Origin of the sequence: Modestobacter roseus, assembly GCF_007994135.1 — a bacterium.
Classification (GTDB): Bacteria; Actinomycetota; Actinomycetes; order Mycobacteriales; family Geodermatophilaceae; genus Modestobacter; species Modestobacter roseus.
This window is the reverse complement of the sequence record NZ_VLKF01000001.1, coordinates 522358-535811: the sequence shown is the minus strand read 5'-3', so window position 1 is coordinate 535811 and position 13454 is coordinate 522358. Positions and strand designations below refer to the sequence as shown.

Sequence of the window (13454 nt, the reverse complement as noted above, 5' to 3'; positions counted from 1 at the left end):
CGCGGACGATCCTGCCGGGGAGCACCGACAGAACCAAGGGGCCGGCCGCTACTGGTAGGTGACCAGTTCCGGCGTCGGCTGCACCGTCTCGATGGTCTCCTGCGGCGAGATCATCGGGACGTCCTCGTCGATGAAGTTCTTCCAGCCCCAGTACAGCGGCTCCGGGGCGTCGCGGTGCAGCACCGCCCAGGTGTCCTGCTTGGCCGGCTGCGACCCCTGCCCGTCGACGTGCACCAGGATCGCCAGCTCGTCCCGGGAGGTGTCCAGCCGCTCCCGGTCGACGATCATGCGGACCTGGAACTGGTGCAGCACGAGCAGCTTCTGCGGCAGCGCGTTGTCCCGGGTCAGGTCGGCCAGCCAGGTGACGACCTGGTTGACCTCGTCGATGCCGACCTGGCCGATCTGCACCAGGTGCACCTCGTTCGGCCCGAGCCGCCACTCCGGGTCCAGCGCCAGGCCGACGTACGGCAGCTCCAGCAGCGGCTCGTACTGCTTGGCCTGGGTGAGGAAGTCGGTGCGACCCGGCTGCAGGTCCAGCACCACGTAGAGGCCGGCCTCACCGGCGGCCTCCACCCACGGGCGCAGCGTCTCGACGTCCTGCTCGGCGGAGTAGTTGCCGTCCGGGCCGGCCGAGGCCGAGGCGACCGTGGCGATGATCTCGAAGGTCGGGACGACGGTGTTGTCGACCAGCGGCCGGTACTCGTCGGCGTACTGCTGCGCCCGCGCGATGGAGGCGGGCAGGTCCTGCTCGCCCAGCAGGCCCAGCGCCCCGCTGCCGGGGATGCCGTAGAGGGCGATCATCGTGTGCTCCGGGAACAGCAGCTGGCCGCCGCCCGGCAGCTGGGTGCCCGTGGCTGCGGTGTCCAGCTTCCACTCCAGGCCCGGTTCGGCGCCGAGGTCGGCGCCCAGGACGACGACGGTGGGCTCGGCGGCCAGCCGGTCGACCAGCTCGGACGAGGCCCGCGGGTCGGTGCCCTCGATCAGCTGCACCTCGGCCCCGGCCGCGCGCGCGGTGGCGACCCCGGCGAGGGCGTCGGAGCTGCCGCTGGTGACCACCAGGGTCTCCACCAGCGGCTCGCCGCGGTCGAACTCCGGCAACGGGTCGGGCAGCTCGGTCGCCGCTGCCTCCGACGACGAGGCCTCCGACGACGAGGCCGCCGACGACGACCGGGAGGCCGACGGCGAGGCGGACGGCGAGGCGGAGGGGTCCGCGGCCGGCGACTCCCCGGCCGGCGGCTCCTCGGGAGCCGGCTCCAGCGCGGCGGGCGACTCCGGGTCCAGTGCGGCGACCGCGGCGACCCGGCCGTCGGCGGCGACCGGCTCGGCGGTGTCCAGGTCCAGCCCGGTCACCTCACCGACGGCGTCCACGTCGGCGGGGACGGCGCGCACGTCGTCGACCCCCTCCACCGAGGCGTCGCCGACCGCGAGCACCGTCTCCACACCCAGCCGGTCCAGCTCCGGGTCGAGGACGTCGTCGGCAGCCGACCCGTCGTCGAGCAGCAGGGGCACGCCCAGCCCCACCGCAGCCGAGGCGCCGAGCAGCTGAGCGGCCGGGTCGCCGGCCTCGGCGAGGACGACCACCGGTGAGCTGCGGAACAGTGCGCGGCTGGTGGAGACGGCCGAGGCCACCGGGTCGGCGTCGGTGACGAGGGTCCGGGTTGCGTCGGGGGCCGCGGTCACGGCCGACGCGGTGTCCTCCGGGGCCTGGGCGCCGGCGGGGTCGTCGGAGGACTCCCCGCTGGTGCACCCGGCCAGCAGGACCAGGGCGAAGGCGGCGGACGGGACGGCGGCGGCGGGGCGCATGGCCTTCTTCCTGTGGCCACGGCACCGGGGAACCGGGGTCCTCGGTGCCGGCGGGCACGAATGCGGTCGACTGGGTCCCGAGGGTAGAGGCCTCGCCGCCGGACCCACAGGTGGAGCGGGTGCTGGACGCCGGATCGGGCGGCCAGGATGATCCCCGCCGAGATGGACGCGCAGAGGTCGGGGCAGCCCGAAGGCACGGCGGCCAGCCTGCGGGCTCGGCGCGGGCCGAAGGGCCGAGCAGGCTGGTCGGCATGATCACCGACACCGCGGTCCTCCCCGCCGGGCGGACCGACCGGCTCCCCCGCCGCCGCTGGTGGCGGCAGCTGGGCGTGGACACCGGCTACGTCCTGCTGGCCTTCCCGCTCTCGCTGCTGTCCTTCGTCCTGGTGGTCACCGGGCTGGCGGCCGGCGCGGGTCTGGTGGTGATCTGGGTCGGTGTGCCGCTGCTGGCCGGCACGCTGTACGCCGCCCGGGGATTCGCCGCGCTGGAACGCAGCCGACTGCCCGCGGTGCTCGGGCGCGTGGTGCCGACGCCGGGGTACCACGTCGCCGACCCGGGCGCATCCGCCCTGCGCCGGCTGATCACCCCGCTGCGCGACCCGCAGCGCTGGCTGGACGCGTTGCACGCCCTGCTCCACCTGGGCGTCGCCACTCCGGCCTTCTCCCTGGTGGTGGCCTGGTGGTCGGTCGCCCTCGGCGGGCTCACCTTCCCGGCCTGGGGCTGGGCGCTGCCCGACGGCCCGGACGACCAGGACCTGCCCGAGCTGCTCGGGTTCGACGGCGGCCTGCCCCTGCGGATCGCCGTCTACGCGGTGATCGGGCTGGTCTTCGCGCTCACCCTGCCGGCCGTCGTCCGCGGCTGCGCCCTGGCCCAGGCCCAGCTCGGTCGCGGGCTGCTGACCTGGCGGGGCGAGGCCCAGGCGGAGATCGGCCGGCTGTCCGAGGGCCGGGACGCCGCGGTCGCCGCCGAGGCGGTGGCGCTGCGCCGGCTGGAACGGGACATCCACGACGGTCCGCAGCAGCGGCTGGTGCGGCTGAGCATGGACCTGCACCGGGCCGAGCGGATGCTCGAGCGCGACCCGGCCGGCGCGCGGACCACGCTGCGGGAGGCCGCGGAGCAGACCCGGGAGACGCTGGAGGAGCTGCGGGCGCTGTCCCGGGGGATCGCCCCACCGGTGCTCGCCGACCGCGGTCTGGCCGCCGCGCTCGCCGCCGTCGCCGCCCGCTCCCCGGTGCCGGTCGAGCTCGCCGTCGACCTCGCACCCGGGCAGCGGCTCGCCCCGGCGGTGGAGAACTCCGCCTACTTCCTGGTCAGCGAGGCGCTGGCCAACGCCGCCAAGCACAGCGAGGCCACCGTCGCCCGGGTGAGCGTGGTCTGCCGGGCCGGCCGGCTGCGGGTCGAGGTGGAGGACGACGGCCGCGGCGGAGCCGTCCTCGCGCCCGGCCACGGGCTGGCCGGGCTCGCCGACCGGCTGCGCGCGGTGGACGGCGTGCTCGCCGTGGACAGCCCCCGCGGTGGCCCGACCCGCCTGATCGGAGACCTCCCGTGTCCATGACCACCCCCCGCCGCGTCGTGCTCGCCGAGGACTCGGTGCTGCTCCGCGAGGGCCTCGTCCGGTTGCTCGGGGAGGCCGGGGCGGAGGTCGTCGCCGCGGTCGCCGACGGGCCCGGCCTGGTCCGCGCCGTCGTCGAGCACCGGCCCGACGTCGCCGTCGTCGACGTCCGGATGCCCCCGACGCACACCGACGAGGGGCTGCGCGCCGCCGTGGAGGCGCGCCGGGTCGTGCCGTCGACGGCGGTGCTGGTGCTCAGCCAGTACGTCGAGGTCGCCTACGCCGACGAGCTGCTCGCCGACGGGGCAGGCGGCGTCGGCTACCTGCTCAAGGACCGGGTCGCCCAGGTCGAGCAGTTCCTCACCGCGCTGGACGACGTCGTCTCCGGCGGCACCGTGCTGGACCCGCAGGTGGTCTCCCAGCTGTTCGCCCGCCGCCGGCGGGACGACCCGGTGCAGTCGCTGTCGCCGCGGGAACGGGAGGTGCTGGGGCTGATCGCCGAGGGGCACTCCAACGCCGCGATCGCCCGCCGGCTGGTCGTCACCCAGGGCGCGGTGGAGAAGCACACCCAGCACATCTTCGCCAAGCTCGGCCTGGCGCAGGACGAGGACCAGCACCGCCGGGTGATGGCGACCCTGGCGTACCTGCGCAGCTGAGCCTGCAGCCGCCGGGCGGAACTGGTTGGCGGACCGTCGGTGCCCACCGGTAGACAGCTCCCGTGACCGATCTCGCCGACCAGCTCCGCCCGATCACCGCCGCCGAGTGGCCGGGCTTCGTCCGCGGCCTGCGCACCACGTTCGCCAACGAGCACAGCGGCCCCTACCTCGACGAGCCGTCCCCGACGGCCGAGCTGGACCGGTCGCTGGCGCTGTTCGACGGCGAGCGGGTGGCGGCGACCGCGGGGATCTACGGCCTGGAGATGTCCGTGCCCGGCGCGGTGGTGCCCACGGCAGGCATCACCTGGATCACCGTCTCCCCCACCCACCGACGGCGCGGGGTGCTGACGGCGATCATGCGGCGCCAGCTCGCCGAGGTGCACGCCGCCGGGCGCGAGCCGGTGGCGGCGCTGTGGGCCGCCGAGTGGCCGATCTACGGCCGGTTCGGCTACGCGCCGGCCGCGTGGCGCGGGGGCTGGACCGGGCAGGTCGAGCGGTTGCGCCTGCGGCCGGACGTCGACTGCGGCACCGGCACCGTGCGGCTGGTCGACGTGGAGGAGTTCCGCCCGGCGGCCGCCGCGCTGCACGAGCAGGTGCGCCGGTTCGTGCCGGGCAACCTGGCCCGTGACGACCGGTGGTGGGCGCGGCGGCTGCACGACTCCGCCGAGCTCTCCGCCGGTGGCCCGCCCCGCCAGCTGGCGCTGCACACCGAGACCGACGGAACGGTCACCGGGTTCGCGAGCTACCGGGTCAAGGCCGCCTGGACCGACACCAGCGAGCCCGACGGCACGCTGACCGTCGAGGAGGTGCGGGCCAGCAGCCCGGCCGGCTACGCCGCCCTGTGGCGCTACCTGCTCGGACACGACCTGATGCGCACCATCGAGTACCCGCACGGTCCCGCCGACGACCCGCTGGTCCACCTGCTGGTCGACGGGCGGGCCTGGCACGCCCGCCCGGTCGACGCCCTCTGGGTGCGGCTGGTCGACGTCGGCGCGGCGCTGTCCGCCCGCCGCTACCCGGTTCCGCTGGACATGGTGTTCGAGGTACGTGATCGGTTCTGCGACTGGAACGACGGGCGCTGGCACGTCTGGGGTCACCCCGCCGGCGCCTTCTGCGACCGCACCGACCGCGACCCGGACCTGGTGCTCGACGTCGAGGCGCTGTCCGCCGCCTACCTGGGTGGGGTCTCGCTGGCGAGCCTGCAGGGCGCCGGCCGGGTGACCGAGATCAGCCCGGGTGCGGTGACCCAGGCGTCGACGGCGTTCGGCTGGCCGACCGCCCCCTGGTGCCCCGACTCCTTCTGACGAGCGGCCCCCGTTGGCTCAGGTCACCGGGGCCGGGTGCCGTCCCACTCGTCGAGGGGGGCGCTGTGCCAGCGCCTGGAGGTGACCGGCTCGCGGCCGGGCAGTTCGCCCCGGCCGGTGGCCCACAGCAGCGCGGCCCAGGGGTCGGCGTCGGCCGGAGCACACGGGAACAACCGGGCCCGGACGGCGCCGGCCAGCTCGGGCGGCGGCGTCCAGGCCAGCTGCCGGTCCAGGGCGACGTCCCCGGCGTGCAGCAGCAGCTCGGCACAGCCCATCCCGGCGAAACCCGAGCCGTCGGCCAGGCCCCAGTCGTGGAAGCCCCGCTCCCCCGGCGCGGAGGCGTCCACCACCCGGGCGAGCACCTCCGTGGCCGCGCGCAGCTGCGTGAGCACGTCGGCCAGCTCGGCGTCCGGCCGGCGCACCAGACGAAGGACCCCGTCCTCCTCAGCCCTCGCAGGCTCGGGCCGAGCCTCTGGACGGGGCCAGGATGTGCGCGGCGACCCCGACCACGTCGGTGCCCAGGGTGGGCACCGGGGCGGCCCCGTCGGGCACCCGGGCGAACAGGTCCCGGACCGCGACGCCCGCGGACCGCAGGTCGTCCCCGGTCACGGGCGTGCCCTCACGGGGTGCGGGTGGGCAGCCCGCCGGCCGGGCGCTGCCGGTTCTGCTCGTAGTCGGCCAGCAGGCCGATCCGCCGGGCGTGCCGCTCCTCACCGCTGAACGGCTCGCGCAGGAAGGTCAGCACCAGCGCGGTGGCCTCCTCGACGCTGTGCTGCCGGTTGCCGACCGCGGCGACGTTGGCGTCGTTGTGCTGGCGGGCGAGCTGCGCGGTGCTCTCGTTCCAGATCAGCGCAGCCCGCACCCCGGGCACCTTGTTGGCGGCGATCTGCTCGCCGTTGCCGGAACCGCCGATGACGATGCCCAGGCTGCCCGGCTCGACGACGACCCGCTCCCCCACCTCGAAGCAGAACGGCGGGTAGTCGTCCTGCGGGTCGTAGTCGAAGGCGCCGCAGTCCACGGGCTCGAAGCCCTCGTCGGCCAGCACCTGCAGCAGGTGGGACTTCAGTTCGAGACCGGCGTGGTCGGTGCCGAGGAAGACGCGCATGCCCCGATCTTCTCACCGACCCCTCCGGACCGGCGCCTGGCAGGCTGGCCCGGTGGCGGCGCTCGGGGTGGACGGCGGGCACGGGAGGTGCGCCGGCGCACTTCCCGAGGGCGGCCGTGCGACTGCTGGTGACCGGGAGAGGCCCGTCCCCCCGGCACCGACCGGCATCCACCATGATCGGGACCGCTGGAGCAGCGCTGGTGCAACGGGGGTGGGCGTGGCAGCCGAGGAGGGTGACCTGGGCCGGGCGCAACGGTGGCTGGAGGCCTCGGAGACCGGGCTGGTCTGCTTCGACCGGGACTTCCGCTTCGTCTACGTGAACGCCGCCGCCGCACAGCTGGTCGAGGTGCCACGCGACCGGCTGCTGGGGAGCACCCAGTGGGAGGTGTTCCCGGCGACCCTCGGCACCGAGCTCGAGCGCGCCTACCGGCACGCCATGTCCACCGGTGAGCGGGTGGTGTTCGAGCAGTACTGGCCGCCGCAGGACCTCTGGTACCGCCTGGACGTCCGGCCGGGTCCCGATGGGCTCGACGTGGCGTTCGCCGACGTGACCGAGAGCAAGCGGCTCGGTGACGAGGGGCCGGCCGCCACCGCGCACGAGGCGCAGGCCCTGCTGGACCTGCTCACCGAGACCTCCGCCGCGCTGAGCGCCACCCTGGACATCGACGAGGCCGTCCACCGGCTGGCCCGGCTGGTGGTCCCCCGGCTCGCCGACTGGTGCATCGTCAGCTCACGCACCCCCGGCGGGCAGCTGACGGACCTCGCGGTCGCGCACCGCGACCCGCGGCTGGAACGGGTGGCCGCGCGCTACGCCCGGCACCGGGTCGCCGCCATCGCGCCCGGTGCGCCGGCCCACCGGGCCCTCGCCGCCCGCGAGGTCATCACCGTCGGCGACGGCCGGGCCGAGTCGATCAGCGAGCTGGTCTCCCGGCTGGTCACCACTCCCACCGCCCGCCGGCTGGTGACCGAGCTCGCCCCGGGCTGGGTGGCCTCGGTGCCGCTGCTGTCCGGCGGCCGGGTGATCGGCCTGCTCAGCCTCTACCGGGACGCCGGCCGGCCCGGCTGGACCGCGCGCGAGCTGAGCGCCGCCGTCGACGTCGCCGGTCGAGCCGGCACCGCCGTGGAGACCGCCCGGCTCTACACCGAGGCGGCCCTGCTGGCCGAGGGGCTGCAGCGGAGTCTGCTCACCGATCCCCCGGAGCCGGAGCACGCCGAGATCGCCGTCCGGTACCTGCCCGCCGTCGAGGCGGCCCAGGTGGGTGGCGACTGGTACGACGCGTTCGTCCAGCCCGGCGGGACGACCATGCTGGTCATCGGCGACGTGGTCGGTCACGACGTGCAGGCCGCTGCGGCGATGGGCCAGCTGCGCAGCCTGCTCCGTGGGATCGCCACGCACAGTGACGGCGGCCCCGCCGAGGTGCTCGCCGGCCTGGACCGGGCGATGGCGGTGCTGGGCGTGCACACCCTGGCCACCGCGGCGGTCGCCCGGTTCGAGCAGGACGACGGCGAGCGGGACCGCGGGCTCGTGCGTCTGCGCTGGTCGAACGCCGGGCACCTGCCCCCGCTGGCGATCCACCCCGATGGCTCGGTGGTCGTGCTCGGCGGCTGGCGGGCCGACCTGCTCCTCGGCGTGGACCCCGGCGCTCCCCGCCGGGAGTCGGTGCTGACCCTGGACCGCGGGTCGACGGTCTTCTTCTTCACCGACGGGCTGGTCGAGGACCGGCGCACCGACCTCGACGCCGGCGTGGCCCGGCTCCGGGCGGCGCTGACCGAGTTCGCGGCGCTCCCGCTGCAGGAGCTGTGCGACGCCGTCCTCGACCGGCTGGTCGCCGGCCGCCCGGACGACGACGTGGCGCTGGTCGCGGTGCGGTTGACCGGCCACTCCCCCGACCAGGGCGCCCCGGCCGACGTGGCACCGCTCCCGGCCGGCTGAGGGGCGACGGTGGCGGCCGGCGCGGCGGGGTGGCGGGAGGTCGGGGACGGCGTGTTCGTCCGGCGGCACGCCGACCTCGACCTCAACTGCGGCCTGGTGGTCGGCGACGGTGCCTGCCTGGTGGTCGACACCCGCTGCCACCTGGGTGAGGGGCGCGCCCTCGCCGAGGCGGTGCGGGCGGTCACCCCACACCCGTGGACGGTGGTGAACACCCACGACCACTACGACCACTGCTTCGGCAACGCCGCGTTCCGCCCGGCCGACGTGTGGGGGCACCGGCGCTGCGCCGAGGGGCTGGCCGCGACCGGCGAGGCGCAGCGGGCGGCCGTCGTCGCCGGGCTCCGGGCCGACGGCGACCCGGCGGCCGAGCTGGTGGCGATCGCCCCGATCGACGTCCCGGACCACCTGGTCGACGACGTCGCCGTGCTCGACGTCGGCGGCCGGCCGGTGACGTTGCGCCACCTGGGCCGGGGGCACACCGACAGCGACCTCGTCGTCGCGGTGGCCGACGTCGTGTTCGCCGGGGACCTGGTCGAGGAGGGCAACCCGCCGGCGATGGAGGACGCCTTCCCGCTGGAGTGGGCGGCCGCGCTGGACGCGCTGCTCGGGCTGGTCCGCGGGCCGGTCGTGCCCGGGCACGGGGCGGTGGTCGACGCCGCCTTCGTCACCGCGCAGCGCGACGAGCTGGCCGGGCTGGCCCGCTGGCTGACCGACCCGGGGGCCGACGCGCCCTTCGACGAGGCCACCCGGGAGACCGCCCGCGGACGGCTGTAGTCCCGGCGGCTACGCGAGCCGGCGGACCAGCGGCAGCGGCAGGACGCGCAGCAGGCCGGCGACCGGGCGCCACGGCCACTCGGGCACGTAGGCGCGCACCGGCTCCCGCTCGACCGCCGCGGTCAGCGCGGTGACGCCGGTGGCCAGGTCGACGGTGAACGGACCGCGACGGCCGACGTTGATGTCGGTCTCGATGAACCCCGGGTGGACGGTGGTGACCCGGATGCCGCGGGTGCGCCGGTCGCCGAGCAGGTCGGCCCGGATGCCCTCGGCGAGCACGGCGTCGGCGGCCTTGGAGGTGGCGTAGGCGGTCCGGGTGCCGCCCATGCCCCGCACCCCGGCGACCGAGGAGACCACCACCAGGTGCCCGTGCCCCTGGGCGCGGAACAGCGCGACCGCGGCCTCGCAGCAGGCGTGGGTGCCCAGCACGTTGGTGACCAGCACCTGCCGGTTGGGCCGGGCACCGCCGGTGCCCACCGGCACGCCCTTGCCCAGGCCCGCGTTGGCGATGAACCGGTCGATGCCGCCCAGCTCGGCGGCCAGCCGGGGCACGACCTCGGCGACCGCGTCCGGGTCGTCGACGTCCAGCTCCCCGACGACCACGCGGATGCCGGGGTGAGCGGCCAGCAGCTCCGCGCGCAGGTCGTCGAGGCGGTCCCGGCGCCGGGCGACCAGCGCCAGGTCGCGGCCGCGGGCAGCGAACTCCCGGGCCATGCCCTGCCCGAGGCCCGCGCTGGCACCGGTGATGAAGATCCGCTGCCGGACGGGTGGCTTCGCCATCTCGCCATCCTGCCGCAACCGCCCGCACGTCTCCGGGTTTCGGCGCCGAACCCCGGCCGGGTTTCGGCGCCGGAACCCGGAGGGTCAGCGCGAGGTGCCGCGCAGCTCCAGGGCGTCCGCGGGCACGGACGACATGTCCGGGCCGGTGCTGCGGGTGCGCTTGAGCTCCCAGAAGTCGGGCAGGTTGGCCAGCAGGACGGCGCCGTCGAATGCCTTGCCGGCGTCCTCCCCGGTGGGCACCTTGCTGATCACCGGGCCGAAGAAGGCCACCCCGTCGATGTGCATGACGGGGGTGCCGACGTCGTCACCGACCGGGTCCATGCCCGCGTGGTGGCTCTTCTCCAGCGCCTCGTCGTACTCGGTGGACGACGCGGCCTCGGCCAGCTCGGCCGGCAGCCCGACCCGCTCCAGGGCCGGGGCGATGACCTCGTCGATCTCCAGGCCGTCGTGGTGCCGCAGCGTGCCCATGGCGGTGTAGAGGTCGCCCAGCACGCCGTCACCGTGCTGCTGGGCGGCGGCGACGGCGACCCGCACCGGGCCGATCGCCTTGGCCATCATCTCCTGGTACTCCTCGGGCAGGTCCCGGCCGCGGTTGAGCACCGACAGGCTCATCACGTGCCAGTGCAGGTCGATGTCGCGGACCTTCGCCGCCTCCAGCACCCAGCGGCTGGTCAGCCACGCCCACGGGCACAGCGGGTCGAACCAGAAGTCCACGCGTGCGGTCACGGGGGCGCTCTGCACTGCCTCGGTCATCGGTGGGTGTCCCTCCGTCGTCTGTCGACCCCGCCAGCCGGCAGGGTCCTCGCGCGCCAGCAAGGCCGGCCGCGATCGGCTTGTTCCCACCGGCACCCCGGCGCGAACCGTCAGGGCCCCGGCGCGAACAGCCAGAGCCCCGGCGCGGACCGTCGGCGCCCCGTGGGAAGCTCCCGGACGTGGCAGTTCCCAACCTGACTCGTGACGACGCCGCGGCCCGCGCCGCGCTGCTGTCGGTCTCCAGCTACGACCTGGCCCTCGACGTGACCGACGGCGCCGGGCACCCCGGCGAGGAGACCTTCCGCTCGGTCACCACCATCCAGTTCACCGCCCGCACCCCCGGTGCCGACACGTTCGTCGACCTGGTCGCCGACCGGGTCCGCTCCGCCACCCTCAACGGCGTCGAGCTCGACGTGTCCGGCTACACGCCCGAGGGCGGCCTGCCGCTGCCCGGGCTGGCCGAGGAGAACGAGCTGGTCGTCGACGCCGACTGCCGGTACTCCCGCTCCGGCGAGGGCCTGCACCGCTTCGTCGACCCGGAGGACGGCCAGGTCTACCTGTACTCGCACTTCGAGCCGGCCGAGGCGAAGCGGATGTTCACCTGCTTCGACCAGCCCGACCTCAAGGCGACCTTCACCGTCCACGTGACCGCGCCCTTCGACTGGCAGGTCGTCAGCAACACCGGCGACCGCACGATCGAGGCCGGCGAGGGCGGCTCCCAGCTGGTGCACTTCACCCCGACCAAGCGGATCTCCACCTACCTGGTGGCGCTGGTCGCCGGCCCCTACGCGCGGGTCACCGACCTGCACGACGGGATCCCGCTGGGGGTCTACTGCCGGGCCTCGCTGGCCCAGCACCTGGACGCCGACGCAATCTTCGCCGTCACCAAGGCCGGGTTCGACTTCTACCACCGGGTCTTCGACTACCCGTACCCGTTCGACAAGTACGACCAGCTGTTCGTGCCGGAGTTCAACGCCGGGGCGATGGAGAACGCCGGCTGCGTGACGTTCCTGGAGGACTACGTCTTCCGGTCCAAGACCAGCCGGGCCCGCTACGAGCGGCGGGCGGAGACGATCCTGCACGAGCTGGCGCACATGTGGTTCGGCGACCTCGTGACCATGCGCTGGTGGGACGACCTGTGGCTCAACGAGTCCTTCGCCACCTACATCTCCACCCTGTGCCAGGCCGAGGCCACCGAGTACACGACCGCGTGGACGACGTTCGCCAACACCGAGAAGAGCTGGGCCTACGCGCAGGACCAGCTGCCCTCCACCCACCCGATCGCCGCGGACATGGTCGACGTCGCCGCGGTCGAGGTGAACTTCGACGGGATCACCTACGCCAAGGGCGCCTCGGTGCTCAAGCAGCTGGTGGCCTACGTCGGGCAGGAGGACTTCCTGGCCGGGGTGCGCCGGTACTTCCGCAAGCACGAGTACGGCAACACCACCCTCGACGACCTGCTCAGCGAACTGTCCCAGGCCTCGGGCCGTGACCTGTCCGACTGGTCGGCGCAGTGGCTGCAGACCAGCCAGGTCAACACGCTGCGCCCGGTGTCCACCCTCGACGACGCCGGCCGGTACGCCTCGTTCGCCATCGAGCAGACCGCGGTGCCCGAGCACCCGGTGCTGCGCCGGCACCGCCTCGCCGTCGGGCTGTACAGCAGCGGCCCCGACGGGCTGACCCGTTCGCACCGGGTCGAGCTGGACGTCGCCGGCGCCCGCACCGAGGTGCCCGAGCTCGTCGGCCACCCGGCCGCGGACCTGGTGCTGGTCAACGACGACGACCTGACCTACGCCAAGCTCCGGCTGGACGAGCGGTCGCTCGCCACGCTGCGCGGCCAGATCGCGGCGATCCCGGACTCGCTGGCCCGCGCGCTGTGCTGGTCGGCGGCGTGGGACATGACGCGGGACGCGGAGACCCCGGCGCGCGACTGGGTGCAGCTGGTGCTGGCCGGGGTCGACGCGGAGACCGAGATCAGCGTCGTGCAGTCGCTGCTGGCCCGGGTGCAGACCGCGCTGGCCTCCTACGCCGACCCGGCGTGGGCACCGACCGGCTGGGCGCAGCTGGGCGACAAGGCCCTCGCCGCACTCACCGAGGCCGCCCCCGGCAGCGACGCCCAGCTGCAGTGGTCGCGCACGCTGGCGGCCGCGGCCCGCACCGAGGAGCACGCCGCCGCCCTGCGCGGCCTGCTCGACGGCTCACGCGTGGTCGAGGGGCTGGCCGTCGACGCCGACGCCCGGTGGGCGTTCCTGCACGGGCTGGTCGCGATGGGCGCCGCCGGTGACGCCGAGATCGACGCCGAGGCCGCCCGCGACGCCACCGCGACCGGTGCCCGCCGCGCCGCCACCGCCCGGGCGCTGCGGCCCACTGCGGAGTCCAAGGCGCAGACCTGGGAGCGGGCGTTCACCGACGAGTCGATCCCCAACGCGGTGCACGAGGCGATGGTCGCCGGGTTCTGGCACTCGGCCCAGCAGGAGTTCACCCGTCCCTACGTCGAGCGGTACTTCGCCGACATCCGGGGCGTCTGGGACCGCCGGCCCGGCGAGATCGCCAAGAACGCGGTGGAGTACCTCTTCCCGAAGGTGATCGAGGAGCAGACCGTGGCCGCCGCCGACCAGTGGCTGGCCGACCCCAGCCACCCGGCCGCGCTGCGCCGGCTGGTCAGCGAGGGCCGCGACGGGGTCGCCCGCGCGCTGCGGGCCCGCGCCCGGGACGCCGCGGCAGGCTGAGCGAGGACTGAACGCCAGCGGCCCAGAACTCGACGAGTTCTGGGCCGCTGGCGTTCAGCGCGTG

At 75.2% G+C, this 13454-nt stretch carries 12 protein-coding genes; 6 read left to right on the top strand and 6 right to left on the bottom strand.

From position 1 onward, the window contains the following. Positions 1-48: 48 nt before the first annotated feature. Positions 49-1803, bottom strand: a complete 1755-nt coding sequence (locus tag JD78_RS02690; protein ID WP_153360005.1) for a hypothetical protein — start codon at positions 1801-1803, stop codon at positions 49-51. Positions 1804-2054: 251 nt separating this feature from the next. On the opposite strand from JD78_RS02690, the gene JD78_RS02685 reads away from it, so the two are divergent. The 3 genes from JD78_RS02685 to JD78_RS02675 all read left to right on the top strand — a co-directional run bounded on the left by JD78_RS02685 (position 2055) and on the right by JD78_RS02675 (position 5316). After that, positions 2055-3359, top strand: coding sequence for a sensor histidine kinase (locus tag JD78_RS02685; RefSeq protein WP_153360007.1), 1305 nt, complete (start codon positions 2055-2057; stop codon positions 3357-3359). Further along, on the top strand, positions 3356-4012 hold the full coding sequence (locus JD78_RS02680) for a response regulator (RefSeq protein WP_153360009.1): 657 nt from the start codon (positions 3356-3358) through the stop codon (positions 4010-4012). The genes JD78_RS02685 and JD78_RS02680 overlap by 4 nt, the downstream gene beginning before the upstream one ends. Positions 4013-4074: 62 nt before the next feature. Further along, on the top strand, positions 4075-5316 hold the full coding sequence (locus tag JD78_RS02675) for a GNAT family N-acetyltransferase (protein WP_153360011.1): 1242 nt from the start codon (positions 4075-4077) through the stop codon (positions 5314-5316). Between the two features lie 23 nt (positions 5317-5339). On the opposite strand, the gene JD78_RS02670 is transcribed toward JD78_RS02675, so the two are convergent. Genes JD78_RS02670 through JD78_RS02660 form a run of 3 tightly spaced genes read right to left on the bottom strand, consistent with a single transcriptional unit; the run spans position 5340 to position 6421 of the window. After that, a complete protein-coding gene (locus JD78_RS02670) occupies positions 5340-5738 on the bottom strand; it encodes a hypothetical protein (protein ID WP_153360013.1) in 399 nt (132 codons plus the stop codon). 22 nt (positions 5739-5760) lie between these two features. Next, complete coding sequence (locus JD78_RS02665) at positions 5761-5925, bottom strand: hypothetical protein (protein ID WP_153360015.1); 165 nt, start codon at positions 5923-5925, stop codon at positions 5761-5763. A gap of 10 nt (positions 5926-5935) precedes the next feature. Beyond that, a complete protein-coding gene (locus JD78_RS02660; RefSeq protein ID WP_153360017.1) occupies positions 5936-6421 on the bottom strand; it encodes a ribose-5-phosphate isomerase in 486 nt (161 codons plus the stop codon). A gap of 217 nt (positions 6422-6638) precedes the next feature. On the opposite strand from JD78_RS02660, the gene JD78_RS02655 reads away from it, so the two are divergent. Next, positions 6639-8354: a SpoIIE family protein phosphatase gene (locus JD78_RS02655; protein ID WP_228395133.1), complete on the top strand. Its 1716-nt coding sequence runs from the start codon at positions 6639-6641 to the stop codon at positions 8352-8354. A gap of 9 nt (positions 8355-8363) precedes the next feature. Continuing rightward, on the top strand, positions 8364-9128 hold the full coding sequence (locus tag JD78_RS02650) for an MBL fold metallo-hydrolase (RefSeq protein ID WP_153360021.1): 765 nt from the start codon (positions 8364-8366) through the stop codon (positions 9126-9128). Positions 9129-9137: 9 nt separating this feature from the next. On the opposite strand, the gene JD78_RS02645 is transcribed toward JD78_RS02650, so the two are convergent. Next, entirely contained in the window at positions 9138-9908 is a 771-nt protein-coding gene (locus JD78_RS02645) for an SDR family oxidoreductase (protein WP_153360023.1), read from the bottom strand. 84 nt (positions 9909-9992) lie between these two features. Next, the gene (locus tag JD78_RS02640) at positions 9993-10634 is read right to left on the bottom strand and encodes a mycothiol-dependent nitroreductase Rv2466c family protein (protein WP_279526827.1); all 642 of its coding nucleotides are present in this window, start codon (positions 10632-10634) and stop codon (positions 9993-9995) included. A gap of 206 nt (positions 10635-10840) precedes the next feature. Between JD78_RS02640 and pepN the strand changes: the two genes are divergently transcribed. Further along, positions 10841-13390, top strand: a complete 2550-nt coding sequence (gene pepN / locus JD78_RS02635) for an aminopeptidase N (RefSeq protein ID WP_153360027.1) — start codon at positions 10841-10843, stop codon at positions 13388-13390. Positions 13391-13454: the final 64 nt, after the last annotated feature.

Excerpts from the sequence above, each read along its gene's own strand:
- JD78_RS02690 (WP_153360005.1), bottom strand. The coding sequence starts at position 1,803 with ATGCGCCCCGCCGCCGCCGTCCCGTCCGCCGCCTTCGCCCTGGTCCTG.
- JD78_RS02685 (WP_153360007.1), top strand. The coding sequence starts at position 2,055 with ATGATCACCGACACCGCGGTCCTCCCCGCCGGGCGGACCGACCGGCTC.
- JD78_RS02680 (WP_153360009.1), top strand. The coding sequence starts at position 3,356 with ATGACCACCCCCCGCCGCGTCGTGCTCGCCGAGGACTCGGTGCTGCTC.
- JD78_RS02660 (WP_153360017.1), bottom strand. The coding sequence starts at position 6,421 with ATGCGCGTCTTCCTCGGCACCGACCACGCCGGTCTCGAACTGAAGTCC.
- JD78_RS02645 (WP_153360023.1), bottom strand. The coding sequence starts at position 9,908 with ATGGCGAAGCCACCCGTCCGGCAGCGGATCTTCATCACCGGTGCCAGC.